Here is a 13,999-nt window from a genome sequence, read left to right on the forward strand (position 1 = left end):
ATTCCTGTGCCAGCAATTTATATCCACATTTGAGCATAATATATACACCCACACAGTATTGAAAATGGTTATGTATAATAAGCACCTAAGAAGGTGATTTATCCATATACTCCTTAAAAATGCCTTTTTTCAGCACTTTTTAATGAGTCATTTACCATTAAAAAAATTTTGCGCCAAAGCAATTTGCGCTTCATGCACAAATGTGGGCGCGTGTCCCGTATCCGCAATGACTGCTAATTTGGCCATGGGACCACGATGGCGCATTGCTTCTGCAGTGATTTCAGTGAGTAAATCTGAATTTGCACCGCGCACCACCAAGGTGGGACATTGAATGGCATCATAACTTCGCCATAACAGTACCTCCCCCTGACTCAAAGCCTCAGGTGTTGTCAATTTAAAGGGTGCAGCGATGGCGGGATCGTAATGCACCCGAAAGCGATTGTTTGCAGGATTTTTGACAATACATGGTCGCATCAATGCCTCCCACTCCTGCTCGGTATGCTGCCCAAACGAACCCGCAATCGCTTTTAAATAACTGATACCGGCTTCAATCGAATCAAATTCGGGAGCATTGCCCACATAACGGCCAATTCTCGTCAATGCCTCAATCGCCAGCGAGGGACCAACATCATTAAGCAACAAACGTTTAACCGGATTATTTTTCAGAGCGGCAAGCCCCATTCCAATGAGCCCTCCCATTGAAGTACCAAACCAATTGATTTCTGGTGCGTTAATGCGTGCCAGCAAGGTCACCATATCGGCCATATATTGCGGAACCTGATAATAGGCTGGCACGGCTAGCCAGTCAGATTGACCTCTTCCAACCACATCAGGACAGATCACCCTGAAATCTGTTGCCATGACCTTGGCAAGAACATCAAAATCATCACTGCGCCTTGTGAGACCGTGTACACAAAGCAATACGCGAGGATTGTGAGGATCGCCCCACTCTTTATACGCCATCCGATGTAAGCCGGCGGGACTTAAACAATTGACGAAGTTCATTTTGCTCGTTGATTCAATTGACATCATCCACTCCTTAAATAATGGCCGCAAACGGTGGATCATCGCTAAAATGACAATAAATCACGACTCATCACAAATGTATAACGACAAGCTTAAACCATAACCTCATCGCCCCCCTAATTAGGAGAAATGCTTATGTTGAACGGAAAAACTGCCATTGTTACAGGTTCTACCAGCGGAATTGGCTTGGGAATCGCGAAAACACTTGCTCAACAGGGGGCCAATATCATTTTGAATGGTTTTGGTGACCATCTTGCTCCGCTTGAAGAAATCAAGACGTTCGGTGTCAAGGCGGCTTTTCATGGTGCAGACATGACCAAATCAGCTGAAATTGCCGATATGGTGCGTTATGCCGAATTGGAATTTGGCGCAGTTGATATTCTGGTCAACAATGCAGGCATTCAGCATACCGCCTTGATTGAGGACTTTCCAATTGATAAATGGGATGCCGTGATTGCAATCAACTTATCGTCGGCATTTCATGCGATTCGGGCTGCCATGCCGGGCATGAAGCAACGTAATTGGGGCCGGATCATCAATATTGCTTCGGCGCATGGCTTAGTGGCATCAGCGCAAAAAGTAGCCTATGTGGCAGCCAAACACGGTATTGTCGGCATGACCAAAGTCGTGGCACTCGAAACAGCCACTACCGGTATCACGTGTAACGCCATATGCCCTGGTTGGGTGCTCACTCCTTTGGTGCAAAAGCAGATCGATGATCGAGCCAAGGCCAATGGCACCACAGTTGCCGCTGAAAAACTGGCATTGGTTTCCGAAAAACAACCATCCAAAGAATTTGTGACACCTGAGCAGCTTGGTGGTTTGGCGGTTTTCCTATGCTCTGCGGCCGCCGATCAGGTGCGCGGCGTGGCCTGGAACATGGATGGAGGTTGGGTGGCGCAGTAAGTTGGTCTGGCTTACCTTTTGCTTTTGCAAAACACATGATCCATGTTTTTTGTAACGTGACTATGCATTTTGTCGTTCAGCAAATACAATCCATACAACTTAAAGCTTTGGGAGCTCATATGCAAATACGTACGATTGGTTCAGCCTTGGTACTGGCCTTAACGGCAGTGTCTGCACAAGCCGCGACAGTTCTGGATGTAACAGATGGATTCTCTGCAAATGGTATCAAAAACTATACATTCCAGATTACAGCTCCAGGCTCTTATCTAGCCACTCTGACTGATTACAATTTTCCAGATACTTTTACTTCTTTAGCTCTAAGTATTAACAAAGCACCAACTATTCTGGGTAGTATTCCTCACGCTGGTTCATTCACATTTAACGCGGCAACGACTGGTACCTACACAGCTTTGGTTTTTGGTAAACCAGGTACTACGACAGGTTTTAGCTCATTCGGTTTAACGGTTGCAGCCGTACCCGAGCCAGAAACCTATGCCATGATGTTGGCTGGTTTAGGGTTGATTGGTGTAATTGCTCGTCGTCGTAAAGAAAGTGCCGTTGCTGCTCAAGCATAACAAGCACTGAGAATTGATAAAATAAGGGCAGCCTAGGCTGCCCTTATTTATTTTAGATTTGCGCTAAATAACTTCCAACTTAGCCACACCTAACGCCAACCATTTAGCTCCATGGCGGCCAAAATTGATCTGCGCCCTTGCATCAGTGCCAGCACCCTCCAAATTAATGATCGTGCCCTCGCCAAACTTGTTGTGAAATACCTTTTGGCCGACTTTGTAAGCCACACCATTGATATCGTTTCCAGCCTTCTTTGCCGGCATGCCATTTAAAGCTGCCGGACGTGCAAACCAGTCTTTACCCCAGGCAGGTTCTTGTGTTTCCCAGTTGCTACGCGCTTGTATTTTGGGAACCAGCCATTTCAGGGCATGCTCTGGCAATTCATCAAGGAAACGTGATTTCACGTTGTAGCGTGTCTGGCCATGCAGCATCCGGCTTTGCGTAGTGCTGATATACAAACGTTCCCGGGCGCGTGTAATAGCCACATACATCAGGCGTCGCTCCTCCTCAATGCCATCCATTTCTGTCAAAGAGTTTTCATGAGGGAATAAGCCCTCTTCCAACCCCGTAATAAAAACAGCCTTGAATTCAAGCCCCTTGGCAGCGTGTACTGTCATCAATTGAATCGCATCCTGCCCTGCCTGCGCCTGATTGTCACCGGCCTCCAGCGAAGCATGGGATAAAAATGCGGCAAGCGGCGACATGACTTCGTTTGCTGACAAGTCAGTCATCAAGGTATCCCCAGTCTGGCTATCAGTCAGATTTTGATATTCGGCTCGTGGCACAGGAATGGCATTGGCTCGAGCATCAAGGCCAAGCCCTTCTTCGGTCACAAAAGCTTTGGCGGCATTGACCAACTCAAAAAGATTATCAATACGATCCTGTCCCTCTTTGTCGTTTTGATAATGCGTTATCAGACCACTGGCCTTGATGATGTAATCCACCACTTCGGACAAACTCATGGCTTGTGTTTCAAACCGGGCCGATTCAACCAGCTTAACAAATGCCCCGATACTGCTACCTGCTTTACCTGATAAGTAAGGTGTTGCTGCATACATGGAACAATGATTTGTTTTGGCAACATCCTGAAGTTGTTCCAATGAGCGCGCACCAATGCCGCGAGTTGGAAAATTGACCACACGGGCAAATGCGGTGTCGTCATTTGGATTTTCCATCAGCCGCAAATAAGCCAAAGCATGTTTGACTTCGGCACGCTCAAAAAAGCGCAGGCCACCATAAACTCGGTAGGCAATCATGGCGCTGAATAGGCCATGTTCAATAATCCTGGACTGGGCGTTACTGCGATAAAGAATTGCAATCTCGTCACGCGTGTAGCCTTGCGCTATCAAGCCCTTGATTTCTTCAACCAGCCAAGTGGCTTCCTGCCCGTCTGTTGCCGCTTCATAAATGCGAATCGGTTCACCGTGCCCTGCATCGGTTCGTAAATTCTTGCCCAGGCGGCGGGAATTATGACCAATCAGTTCATTGGCAGCATCAAGAATGTTGCCCTGTGAACGATAATTCTGCTCCAGTTTGATCAAATCCTGGATCTGGAATTCCCGTTCAAAATCCGCCATATTGCCGACATTGGCACCGCGAAATGCATAGATGCTCTGATCATCATCACCCACAGCAAAGACACAGTGATGTTTACCTGCCAGCAGCTTCAGCCAGGCATATTGCAGTTTGTTGGTATCCTGAAACTCATCCACCAGAATATGACGAAAACGGTTTTGATAATGTTCACGCAAGGGTTGATTACGTTTTAGCAATTCATAGCTGCGCAACAGCAATTCAGCAAAATCCACCACACCTTCACGCTGACATTGATCTTCATATGCCGCATAAAGTGCTATTTGCTTGCGACTATGGTCATCATGCGCTTCCATCTCTGCAGCACGCTGCCCCTGTTCTTTGGCCGCGTTGATAAACCACATCAAATTTTTAGCAGGAAATTTCTCATCATCGACATTGAGCGCTTTCAATAAACGCTTGATCGCACTGAGCTGATCTTGAGTATCAAGAATCTGAAAGGTTTGCGGTAATGCCGCATCTCGATAATGCGCTCGTAAAAAACGATTACACAAACCATGGAATGTCCCCATCCACATGCCGCGAATGCTGATTGGCACCATAGCCGACAGACGGGTCATCATTTCTTTAGCGGCTTTGTTCGTGAAAGTCACGGCCAGAATACCGCCAGGACTCGCCATACCCTGCTGCAACAGCCAAGCGATACGGGTTGTTAAAACACGCGTTTTACCTGAGCCGGCACCGGCCAAGATCAAAGCAGACTGATTGGGAAGCGTAACAGCAGCAAGCTGTTCTTCATTGAGGTTGGTGAGGAGTTCAGACATGCGTCGTATTATAGGTGTTTGTGCCAATAGGCAGGTCTGGTCACTTATAATCGAAGATTGACTTTAACTCTGACAGACTTATGGCACTCGACAAAAGCTTTGAACCCCACGCAATTGAAGCCCGTTGGCGCGATGAATGGGAGCAGCGCGGCTATTTCAAAGCCGGTCTTGACACGCAAAATCCCAATAATTTCTGTATTTTGTTGCCGCCACCCAATGTGACTGGTACCTTGCATATGGGACACGGCTTTAATCAGACTGTGATGGATGCCCTCACTCGTTATTATCGTATGCGGGGCCACAATACGCTTTGGCAACCTGGTACTGACCATGCGGGCATTGCAACGCAAATTGTCGTGGAGCGTCAGCTTGATGCAAAGGGTATTTCGCGGCACGATTTGGGGCGTGAAAAATTTCTCGAAAAAGTCTGGGAATGGAAAGAGTACTCCGGTGGCACCATTACCCGACAAATGCGTCGTTTAGGGACTTCACCTGACTGGTCCAGAGAGCGTTTTACGATGGATGAAGGTTTGTCCAACGCTGTCACCGAAACCTTTGTACAACTCTATAACGATGGCTTGATTTATCGCGGTAAACGCCTGGTTAACTGGGATCCCGTACTTGGCACGGCCGTCTCTGATCTGGAAGTCGTGAGTGAAGAGGAAGATGGTTCGATGTGGCAGATTCGCTACCCGCTTAGCGATGGCACTGGTCATTTAACTGTTGCCACCACGCGTCCTGAAACCATGCTCGGCGACGTTGCCGTCATGGTTCACCCGGAGGATGAACGCTATAGCCATTTAATCGGCAAGACAGTCAATCTGCCCCTGAGTGATCGACCAATACCCATCATTGCAGACAATTATGTCGACAAGGAATTTGGTACTGGCGTCGTCAAAGTAACGCCTGCACATGATTTTAATGATTATGCGGTTGGACAGCGACATGGTTTGCCGCAAATCAGTATTTTGACCCTGGATGCCAAAATCAACGAAAATGGTGCTCAACCATACCAAGGTTTGGACCGTTTTGCTGCCCGCAAACAAATTGTGGCTGATTTAGCAGCTCAGGGCCTGCTCGAATCAGTCAAGCCTCATAAATTGATGGTGCCACGTGGTGATCGCACCAATACCGTGATTGAACCAATGCTGACTGACCAATGGTTTGTTGCCATGAGCAAAGCGGATGCATCGGGAAGCAGTATCACGGCAAAAGCATTGGAATGCGTTGCATCTGGCGAAATTAAGTTTGTGCCAGAAAACTGGGTCAACACCTACAACCAATGGCTCAACAATATTCAAGACTGGTGTATTTCACGGCAATTGTGGTGGGGACATCAGATTCCTGCCTGGTATGGTGAAAATGGTGAGATTTTTGTTGCCCATAGCGAAGAAGAAGCACAAAAAATTGCCCTCAAAAATGGGTATCAGGGCAGCTTAAGGCGCGATGATGATGTACTCGATACCTGGTTCTCATCTGCATTATGGCCATTTTCCACACTTGACTGGACCCCAGAATATCCAGCCATCTCCAATCCTGCCTTAGACTTGTATCTGCCCTCCTCGGTATTGGTCACTGGTTTTGATATCATTTTCTTCTGGGTAGCTCGAATGGTCATGCTGACCAAACAGATCACTGGAAAAATTCCGTTCAAGACGGTTTATGTCCATGGCTTGATACGCGATGCCGAAGGGCAGAAGATGTCGAAGTCTAAGGGCAATGTACTGGATCCAATCGACCTGATTGATGGCATCAGTCTTGATGCCTTGATTGGTAAGCGCACAACGGGTTTGATGAATCCAAAACAGGCAGCAAGTATCGAGAAGAAAACTCGCAAGGAATTTCCTGAAGGTATTCCGGCGTTTGGTGCCGATGCATTGCGCTTTACGTTTGCCTCTTTGGCCTCACCGGGCCGCGACATCAAGTTTGACATGAAACGTTGCGAGGGCTATCGCAACTTCTGCAATAAGCTCTGGAATGCAACGCGTTTTGTATTAATGAATTGCGAGGGTTTTGATTGTGGTCTTGAACCGCATACATCAGAACAATGCGGTACCGGTGAGTACCTTGATTTTTCAAAGGCAGATCGCTGGATCGTATCAGCGCTACAACGGGCCGAAACCGAAATTGAAAAGGGATTTGCTGAATACCGGCTGGACAACGTCGCTCGTACCATTTATGAGTTTGTCTGGAACGAGTATTGCGACTGGTATCTTGAATTGGCCAAGGTACAGATTCAAAGAGGTAATGCCGCTCAACAGCGTGCTACTCGTCGAACATTGCTGCGTGTCTTGGAAACAATTTTACGCTTGGCTCATCCGATCATGCCTTACATCACGGAAGAGGTTTGGCAAACTGTGGCGCCCTTGGCTGGCAAAATTGCAGCTAATAGTCACTCCTCTGTCATGATTCAGACATATCCTACAGCCCAGCTTGAACGTATCGATCATGATGCAGACGAGTGGGTCGTGAAACTGAAACAAGTCATTGATGCATGCCGTAACCTGCGTGGCGAAATGAATATTTCACCGGCACAAAAAGTGCCTTTACTTGTTTTAGGTGAAACTGCTTTCTTTGAGTCATCCAGATCATATATTGAAGCGTTGTCCAAGTTATCAGAACTTAAAGTTTATGAATCTGAGGATGAGTTTGATACCGCTACCAAAGGCGCGCCGGTTTCTATTGCTGGCAATAATAAATTGGCGCTCTCGATAGAAATTGATATCGTTGCTGAAAAAGAACGACTTACCAGAGAAATCAACAAGTTAGAAACGGAAATCGGCAAGGCACAAGCAAAACTCAATAATGAAAGCTTTGTGGCAAAAGCACCTGCTGCCGTGGTCGAGCAAGAAAAACTACGTATAGATACTTTTTTTTACAACTTATCCAAGCTTCGTGAACAACTTCACCGTATAAACTGATTGCATCCGTTACATTAGCTTCAACACATTACTTCATTGGTACTAGCCATGCAAAAAAGCCCTAAGATTACTAAAGCCGTTTTTCCTGTCGCAGGTTTAGGTACGCGTTTTTTACCCGCAACCAAGGCATGCCCCAAAGAAATGCTACCGGTGGTGGACAAGCCACTGATTCAGTATGCCGTTGACGAAGCGATTGCCGCAGGTATTACGGACATGATTTTTGTGACTGGCCGGACCAAACGTGCCATTGCTGATCACTTTGACAAATCCTACGAAATCGAAGCCGAGCTTGAAGCACGCAATAAGCAAAAGCTGCTTGAAATTGTACGCGGTATCAAGCCAGCCAATGTTCAGTGCTTTTATGTGCGTCAAGAAGAAGCGCTTGGTTTGGGACATGCCGTCATGTGTGCCGAACGTCTGGTCAATAATAGCCCATTCGCAGTTATCCTGGCCGATGACTTGCTGGATGGTAAAACACCGGTTCTGAAGCAGATGGTCGATGTTTATGATCACTATCTGACTTCGGTCATTGGTGTTGAAAAGATTGAACCTGCCCAATCACAGTCGTACGGTGTCGTTGCTGGTCGTGAATGGGACGCCAATCTGATCAAGATGTCTGGTATTGTTGAAAAACCAAAGCCAGAAGATGCACCATCTAACCTTGGTGTTGTTGGTCGTTATATTCTGACCCCAAGAATTTTCGATTTCCTGCGCACTCAGACTCGCGGTGTTGGCGGTGAAATTCAGCTCACAGACGCGATTGCACAGCTGCTGCAAAAAGAACAAGTACTGGCTTATCAATACGATGGCGTCCGCTATGACTGCGGTAGCAAACTGGGTTATCTGAAAGCAACCGTTGAGTTTGCACTTAAACACCCAGAAGTTCAGGCAGAGTTTGCAAAATATCTGGAAGAGCGAAATAATCAGTCTACGACCGCTCCCAAACTTACCAAAGTCGCTTAATCAATCTTCATTTAATCAATCGGGAGCGGCAATGAGTTAATTGCCAATGCCGATTCGATTCTTCCGTAAAAAACGGGGAGACGTTGTCCAGCAACCCTCCCCTGTTTTATTTTCAGACCTGCTTACCAGCAAAGCGTCGCTGGATATCCCAACGGTTTCAATCACGCAGCCTCAATCCGATTTGTTTGACATCACGTTACTTGAGTCAGAAGCAATACGTTTCTTATTGGAAAAAGAAGTTGCGCGAGTCAAACGTTATCAAAGGCAGATGGGATTGTTTTTGTTTTCATGTCATTTGGCCGATGTATCGCTGTTAACCAGTCATCAATTACAGGAATATCGACAACGCTGTGCTTTGATTATTGGGCGACGCTTACGCATTCACGACTATCTTGGAATATGGGCGGACACACAATTGCTTTGCATCCTGCCAGAGACTGATCTGGAACAGAGTATTTTTGTCGCTGGTGAAATGATGCAGGAACTCGAGAAAGAATTCTTGTCGAGCCTGAATGTTGACGACACCAAACTGACAATGCATTTTGGCGTCAATCATTATGGTGTGATACCCGTCACGGCAGGGCAACTGATGCAGCAAACTGAACTTGCTTTGCAAAAATCGATTGAGCAAGGTGGTAATCGAGTCTCTGTTTATCAAACTGAGTAACGCAGTCGATACAAAGCTAGTGACAACTTTATCAGCGTCGGCGCAGAAAAATCGTTGATAAGGTTTCTGATTCTTCAGTGTCAATCAGCTCATTACCTGTCTGTTTGCAAAAGGCGCGAAAATCCTTTACCGCACTCGGATCAGTTGCCATCACTTTGAGAATTTGTCCGCTGTTCATTGCGGATAACGCTTTTTTGGCACGTAGAATGGGTAATGGACACTTTAGTCCACTGGCATCGACTTCCACATCAAAATCATTCATCATCTTATTTATCCTGCAAAAATAAGCGCAATCAAGCCGCTCAATCGGCCGCAGCCTTACCATCATCCATGATGGCATCTGCCGCTTTGCCAACACCCTTGCCGACCACCTTGGCGGTGCCAATCGCAGCATCAGCTGCCAGATCCACCACACCCACAGCCGCACTGGCGGCTGCATCGACAACGGCAATCGCGGTACAGGCATTTAAACACAAGCTCATCAGACATAGCAGGGAAAGTCGCAAAATCATAAGTGCCTTGTGGGTTAACAAGATGGACATGGGAAAATCAACTGCAAGCAGTTTAAACTTTCTCTTCCAGCCAGGCTGCAACAGATTGCAACGCGGCAGGCAAAGCAGCAGGATTGGTGCCACCAGCTTGTGCCATATCGGGACGGCCCCCCCCTTTACCACCAACCTGCTGGGCCACAAAATTAACCAAATCACCTGCTTTGATACGGCTGGTTGCATCGGCTGTAACACCGGCAATCAGACTGACTTTGTCACCTTCAACTGCTGCCAGCACAATGGCGGCTGTTTTAAGTTTGTACTTGAGCTTATCCAGGGTTTCACGCAACACCTTGCTGTCAGCACCATCGAGCTTGGCAGCCAACACCTGGATACCCTTGATATCCTGAGCTTGTGCGATGAGTTCGTCACCTTGTGATGCAGCCAGTTTCGATTTCAATCGATCCAATTCTTTCTCAAGACCACGGGTGGTTTCCTGGAGTTGTGTAATGCGTTGCGCCAGTTCTTCTGGTTGTGCCTTAAGTACTGCTGCAGCTTGATTGAGGTTGATATTCAATTTTTGAACATACGCCAGCGCATTGTTACCGGTAATGGCTTCCACACGACGCACACCGGCGGCCACACCACCTTCGGCCACAATCTTGAATAAGCCAATATCACCCGTGCGATTCACATGGACACCACCGCACAATTCACGGCTGGAACCAATATCCAAAACCCGAACTTCATCGCCGTATTTTTCACCAAACAGCATCATGGCACCCAGTTTCTGCGCATCATCAATCGGCATCACACGCGCATTGGTGGCCACATTGGCAAGCACTTCCGCATTGACCTTTTGTTCAACCTGAAGAATTTCGGCTTCAGTCAAGGCAGCATTATGGGCAAAGTCAAAACGAGTCCGTTCGGCATTGACCAGCGAGCCTTTTTGCTGAACATGACTACCCAGCACTTCACGCAGGGCTTTGTGCATCAAGTGAGTCGCACTATGGTTGCGAACAATCTCGGCACGCCGCTCAGCATCAACCCTGGCCGCCAATTGGTCACCCACCTTGATGTCACCTTCGACAACCCGACCATGATGACCAAAAACGGTTGCCTGGATTTTCAGGGTATCCTCAATCAGCACACGACTGGTGCCGTTGCGTAACTCCCCTGCATCACCGACCTGGCCACCCGATTCTGCATAAAACGGCGTGTGGTCAAGCACGACTACCACATCATCACCTGCCTTGGCAATGGGCACGGCTGCACCATCTATGTACAGGCCAGTAATGGTGGCCTCTTCTTGAGTCAAAGACTCATAGCCATGAAAGGTCGTCGCAGTACCTTGATAGTCCAACCCTTGCGCCATCTTGAACTTGCCTGCTGCGCGTGCCTGTTCACGTTGACGGTTCATGGCCGTTTCAAAACCCGCAGCATCAACGGTGACATTCCGTTCACGGCAAACATCGGCCGTTAAATCAAGCGGAAAGCCATAGGTGTCATGCAGCTTGAAGGCTATATCTCCATCAAACTGAATATCATAACTAAATATAGAAGTGTTGATTTCACCAAGACTGCTAGTCAGAGACCCTTGCAGGAAGAAATTTTCTTGAGCTGCAGCAGCACTAACTTCCTGATCAAGTAATTCCTGATTATTCTGATAATCAAAAAAAGCCACATTTATACTAATCTGATCGGATTTAATAACCTTTGCTTTTACCCAATGGTTACCACTTCCTGTTTGACTGTGATAACTAGAAATTTTCCAATTTTTCGCTTTGGCAAAACTTCTTAGTCCACGCATAACTGAACTTAATTCGCTCTCCAAGATTTCCATGCCATTGGCAATAGTCTGAAAGAAACGCTCTTCTTCCTGCTTGAGAACTTCGGTAATGCGTTGTTCATCGCGCGCAATTTCAGGATAGGCAACACCCATTTCCTTGACCAGCGCGGCAACCAGTTTGTGAAAAAATGGTGTCCGGGCACCAAGCTTATAACCATGGCGAATGGCACGACGTGCAATCCGACGCAATACATAACCACGACCTTCATTGCCTGGAATAATGCCATCGGCCACGGTAAAGGTGCAGGCCCGGATGTGGTCAGCAATCACTTTGAGAGACGGACTATTCAAGTCACAATTCTGCCCACCCGCGGCATCGACAGCCTGCTTGGCCGCAGCAAGCAAATTGACGAACAGATCAATCTCATAATTGGAATGGACGTGCTGCAATACCGCAGCAATCCGCTCCAGCCCCATGCCGGTATCCACACTGGGCTTGGGTAGTTTATGCATCACCCCAGCTTCATCACGGTTGAACTGCATGAACACATTGTTCCAGATTTCAATATAGCGATCACCGTCTTCATCGGGGCTACCGGGTGGGCCGCCAGGAATGTCTGCACCATGATCATAAAAAATCTCGGTGCAGGGACCGCAAGGACCCGTGTCACCCATCATCCAGAAATTGTCGGAGGCGTAACGGGCACCTTTGTTGTCGCCAATGCGGATGATTCGGTCGGCAGGCACACCAATGGTTTTGTGCCAGATATCGTAGGCCTCATCGTCTTCAGCATAGACAGTGACCCACAACTTGGCTTCTGGCAAGCCAAAAACCTTGGTCAATAATTCCCAGGCAAAGCTGATGGCATCCTGCTTGAAATAATCGCCAAAACTGAAGTTGCCGAGCATTTCAAAAAAGGTATGGTGACGCGCGGTGTAGCCAACGTTGTCCAGATCGTTATGCTTGCCGCCAGCGCGAATGCATTTTTGTGCAGTAGTGGCGCGGCTGTAGGGGCGCTTGTCAAAGCCCAGAAAAACATCCTTGAACTGGTTCATCCCCGCATTGGTAAACAGCAGGGTCGGGTCATCGCCTGGCACCACCGGGCTGGAAGCCACAATCTGGTGTCCCTTGGACTCAAAGTACTGCAAAAACTTGGCGCGGATTTCGGATACTTTCATGTTTTTCGTCTAATGTTGAGCGCGGTGAGCGTTGTCTTTAACCAGGTTGAAAATGCTTGTCCAGCGGCTTGCTCATTCAGCCTTAGCCGCGGCAGCCTTGGATTATACGGCTGGGCGACAGGCTCGTGGCAAAAATAGCGCAATGGCGCGAAACCGATTTAAATATATACTCCTATAATGTATATTTTAATATCTATATATTACGCACTTGATCAGCCAATTATTAATGATACTCCTTTAAATATCGCCTGGTTCAGGGTTTGCGAGACAAATCCATTCAGAAAAATCTCTACGATCAGCACCAGTCTTTAGGCTGGCGCAAGCATCGCGCAAGAATGCCGTCGCACAATCAATCCACAATCATATAAAAATTAGGAGACATGTCGTGCGAATAGCCCTTCTCACCGACATTCACGCCAATCGCGAGGCGCTCACAGCTTGTCTGGAGCATGCGAGTCGGCGCGAAGTCGATCGTTACGCCCTGCTGGGTGATTTTGTTGGTTATGGTGCTGACCCATCCTGGGTGGTGGATCAGATCATCAAGCTCAGAGCGCAAGGTGCCATTGCGGTGTTAGGCAATCATGACACCGCCATCTTTGAAAGTCGGGGTGAGCAGATGAACGAGGATGCCCATCAGGCCGTCGAATGGACCCGTTCCCAGCTCAATCCAGGCCAGATTGATTTTTTGCGCAGCCTGCCCCTCTCCCATGAAGATGCTGGCGTGCTTTATGTCCATGCCAATGCGTGGGCGCCAGGGCAGTTTGCCTATATTGCCGGGGATATGGATGCAGACCGCAGCATGCATGCGACCAGCGCCCGCATTACTTTTTGCGGGCATGTGCATGATCAGATGCTCTATCACCTGGGTCGTGCCCAACGGGTTGCCGCTTTTCAGCCCGTTGCGGGCAGTCCCATTCCCTTATCCAGCTCACGACGCTGGCTAGCCATTGCGGGTTCCTGTGGGCAACCGCGGGATGGCAATCCGGCGGCCTGTTACGCCATCTTTGACCAACGGACTTCCATTCTGACTTTTTACCGTGTACCGTACGATTACGATCAGGCCGCCCGCAAGATTCGCGATGTCGGTCTGCCGCAACGTCTGGCTTCACGATTAGAGGGAGGAATCTGAC

General features: G+C 48.0%; 10 protein-coding genes and 2 pseudogenes. 6 read left to right on the forward strand and 6 right to left on the reverse strand.

The window, feature by feature from the left end:
* Nucleotides 1–147: 147 nt before the first annotated feature.
* Nucleotides 148–1,068 (reverse strand): alpha/beta fold hydrolase, encoded by a 921-nt coding sequence (locus tag ACMYR3_RS07615; RefSeq protein ID WP_424196057.1) that lies wholly within the window; start codon nucleotides 1,066–1,068, stop codon nucleotides 148–150.
* A 93-nt stretch (nucleotides 1,069–1,161) separates the two neighbouring features.
* Here ACMYR3_RS07615 and ACMYR3_RS07620 point away from each other — a divergent pair, with 93 nt between their 5' ends.
* A complete protein-coding gene (locus tag ACMYR3_RS07620; RefSeq protein WP_424196059.1) occupies nucleotides 1,162–1,932 on the forward strand; it encodes a 3-hydroxybutyrate dehydrogenase in 771 nt (256 codons plus the stop codon).
* Nucleotides 1,917–2,507, forward strand: a complete 591-nt coding sequence (locus tag ACMYR3_RS07625; RefSeq protein ID WP_424196061.1) for an FxDxF family PEP-CTERM protein — start codon at nucleotides 1,917–1,919, stop codon at nucleotides 2,505–2,507. The genes ACMYR3_RS07620 and ACMYR3_RS07625 overlap by 16 nt, the downstream gene beginning before the upstream one ends.
* Nucleotides 2,508–2,570: 63 nt before the next feature.
* On the opposite strand, the gene ACMYR3_RS07630 is transcribed toward ACMYR3_RS07625, so the two are convergent.
* Entirely contained in the window at nucleotides 2,571–4,862 is a 2,292-nt protein-coding gene (locus ACMYR3_RS07630) for a UvrD-helicase domain-containing protein (RefSeq protein ID WP_424196063.1), read from the reverse strand.
* A gap of 80 nt (nucleotides 4,863–4,942) precedes the next feature.
* Between ACMYR3_RS07630 and ACMYR3_RS07635 the strand changes: the two genes are divergently transcribed.
* From ACMYR3_RS07635 to ACMYR3_RS07645, 3 genes are read left to right on the forward strand one after another with little or no spacing between them, the layout of a single operon-like run.
* Nucleotides 4,943–7,783, forward strand: a complete 2,841-nt coding sequence (locus tag ACMYR3_RS07635; RefSeq protein ID WP_424196065.1) for a valine--tRNA ligase — start codon at nucleotides 4,943–4,945, stop codon at nucleotides 7,781–7,783.
* Nucleotides 7,784–7,831: 48 nt separating this feature from the next.
* The gene (gene galU / locus ACMYR3_RS07640) at nucleotides 7,832–8,746 is read left to right on the forward strand and encodes a UTP--glucose-1-phosphate uridylyltransferase GalU (RefSeq protein WP_424196067.1); all 915 of its coding nucleotides are present in this window, start codon (nucleotides 7,832–7,834) and stop codon (nucleotides 8,744–8,746) included.
* Between the two features lie 46 nt (nucleotides 8,747–8,792).
* Entirely contained in the window at nucleotides 8,793–9,413 is a 621-nt protein-coding gene (locus ACMYR3_RS07645) for a hypothetical protein (RefSeq protein ID WP_424196069.1), read from the forward strand.
* A gap of 31 nt (nucleotides 9,414–9,444) precedes the next feature.
* Here ACMYR3_RS07645 and ACMYR3_RS07650 read toward each other — a convergent pair whose 3' ends face one another.
* The 4 genes and pseudogenes from ACMYR3_RS07650 to alaS (ACMYR3_RS07665) form a co-directional block, all read right to left on the reverse strand.
* Nucleotides 9,445–9,675, reverse strand: a complete 231-nt coding sequence (locus tag ACMYR3_RS07650; RefSeq protein ID WP_424196417.1) for a sulfurtransferase TusA family protein — start codon at nucleotides 9,673–9,675, stop codon at nucleotides 9,445–9,447.
* A gap of 40 nt (nucleotides 9,676–9,715) precedes the next feature.
* On the reverse strand, nucleotides 9,716–9,955 hold the full coding sequence (locus ACMYR3_RS07655; protein ID WP_424196071.1) for a hypothetical protein: 240 nt from the start codon (nucleotides 9,953–9,955) through the stop codon (nucleotides 9,716–9,718).
* 22 nt (nucleotides 9,956–9,977) lie between these two features.
* Nucleotides 9,978–11,441 (reverse strand): annotated as a pseudogene (gene alaS, locus ACMYR3_RS07660) (alanine--tRNA ligase); the annotation flags it as partial.
* A 228-nt stretch (nucleotides 11,442–11,669) separates the two neighbouring features.
* Nucleotides 11,670–12,869 (reverse strand): annotated as a pseudogene (gene alaS, locus ACMYR3_RS07665) (alanine--tRNA ligase); the annotation flags it as partial.
* A gap of 385 nt (nucleotides 12,870–13,254) precedes the next feature.
* Here alaS (ACMYR3_RS07665) and ACMYR3_RS07670 point away from each other — a divergent pair.
* Nucleotides 13,255–13,998 (forward strand): metallophosphoesterase family protein, encoded by a 744-nt coding sequence (locus ACMYR3_RS07670; RefSeq protein ID WP_424196072.1) that lies wholly within the window; start codon nucleotides 13,255–13,257, stop codon nucleotides 13,996–13,998.
* The last annotated feature ends 1 nt before the right edge of the window (nucleotide 13,999 follow it).

The sequence above is a fragment of the Ampullimonas aquatilis genome (genome assembly GCF_049675895.1).
GTDB classification, from domain to species: domain Bacteria; phylum Pseudomonadota; class Gammaproteobacteria; order Burkholderiales; family Burkholderiaceae_D; genus Ampullimonas; species Ampullimonas aquatilis.

Coding starts and splice junctions, on each gene's coding strand:
- ACMYR3_RS07615 (WP_424196057.1), bottom strand. CDS start 1,068: ATGATCCACCGTTTGCGGCCATTATTTAAGGAGTGGATGATGTCAATT.
- ACMYR3_RS07620 (WP_424196059.1), top strand. CDS start 1,162: ATGTTGAACGGAAAAACTGCCATTGTTACAGGTTCTACCAGCGGAATT.
- ACMYR3_RS07630 (WP_424196063.1), bottom strand. CDS start 4,862: ATGTCTGAACTCCTCACCAACCTCAATGAAGAACAGCTTGCTGCTGTT.
- ACMYR3_RS07635 (WP_424196065.1), top strand. CDS start 4,943: ATGGCACTCGACAAAAGCTTTGAACCCCACGCAATTGAAGCCCGTTGG.
- galU (WP_424196067.1), top strand. CDS start 7,832: ATGCAAAAAAGCCCTAAGATTACTAAAGCCGTTTTTCCTGTCGCAGGT.
- ACMYR3_RS07645 (WP_424196069.1), top strand. CDS start 8,793: ATGCCGATTCGATTCTTCCGTAAAAAACGGGGAGACGTTGTCCAGCAA.
- ACMYR3_RS07650 (WP_424196417.1), bottom strand. CDS start 9,675: ATGAATGATTTTGATGTGGAAGTCGATGCCAGTGGACTAAAGTGTCCA.
- ACMYR3_RS07655 (WP_424196071.1), bottom strand. CDS start 9,955: ATGTCCATCTTGTTAACCCACAAGGCACTTATGATTTTGCGACTTTCC.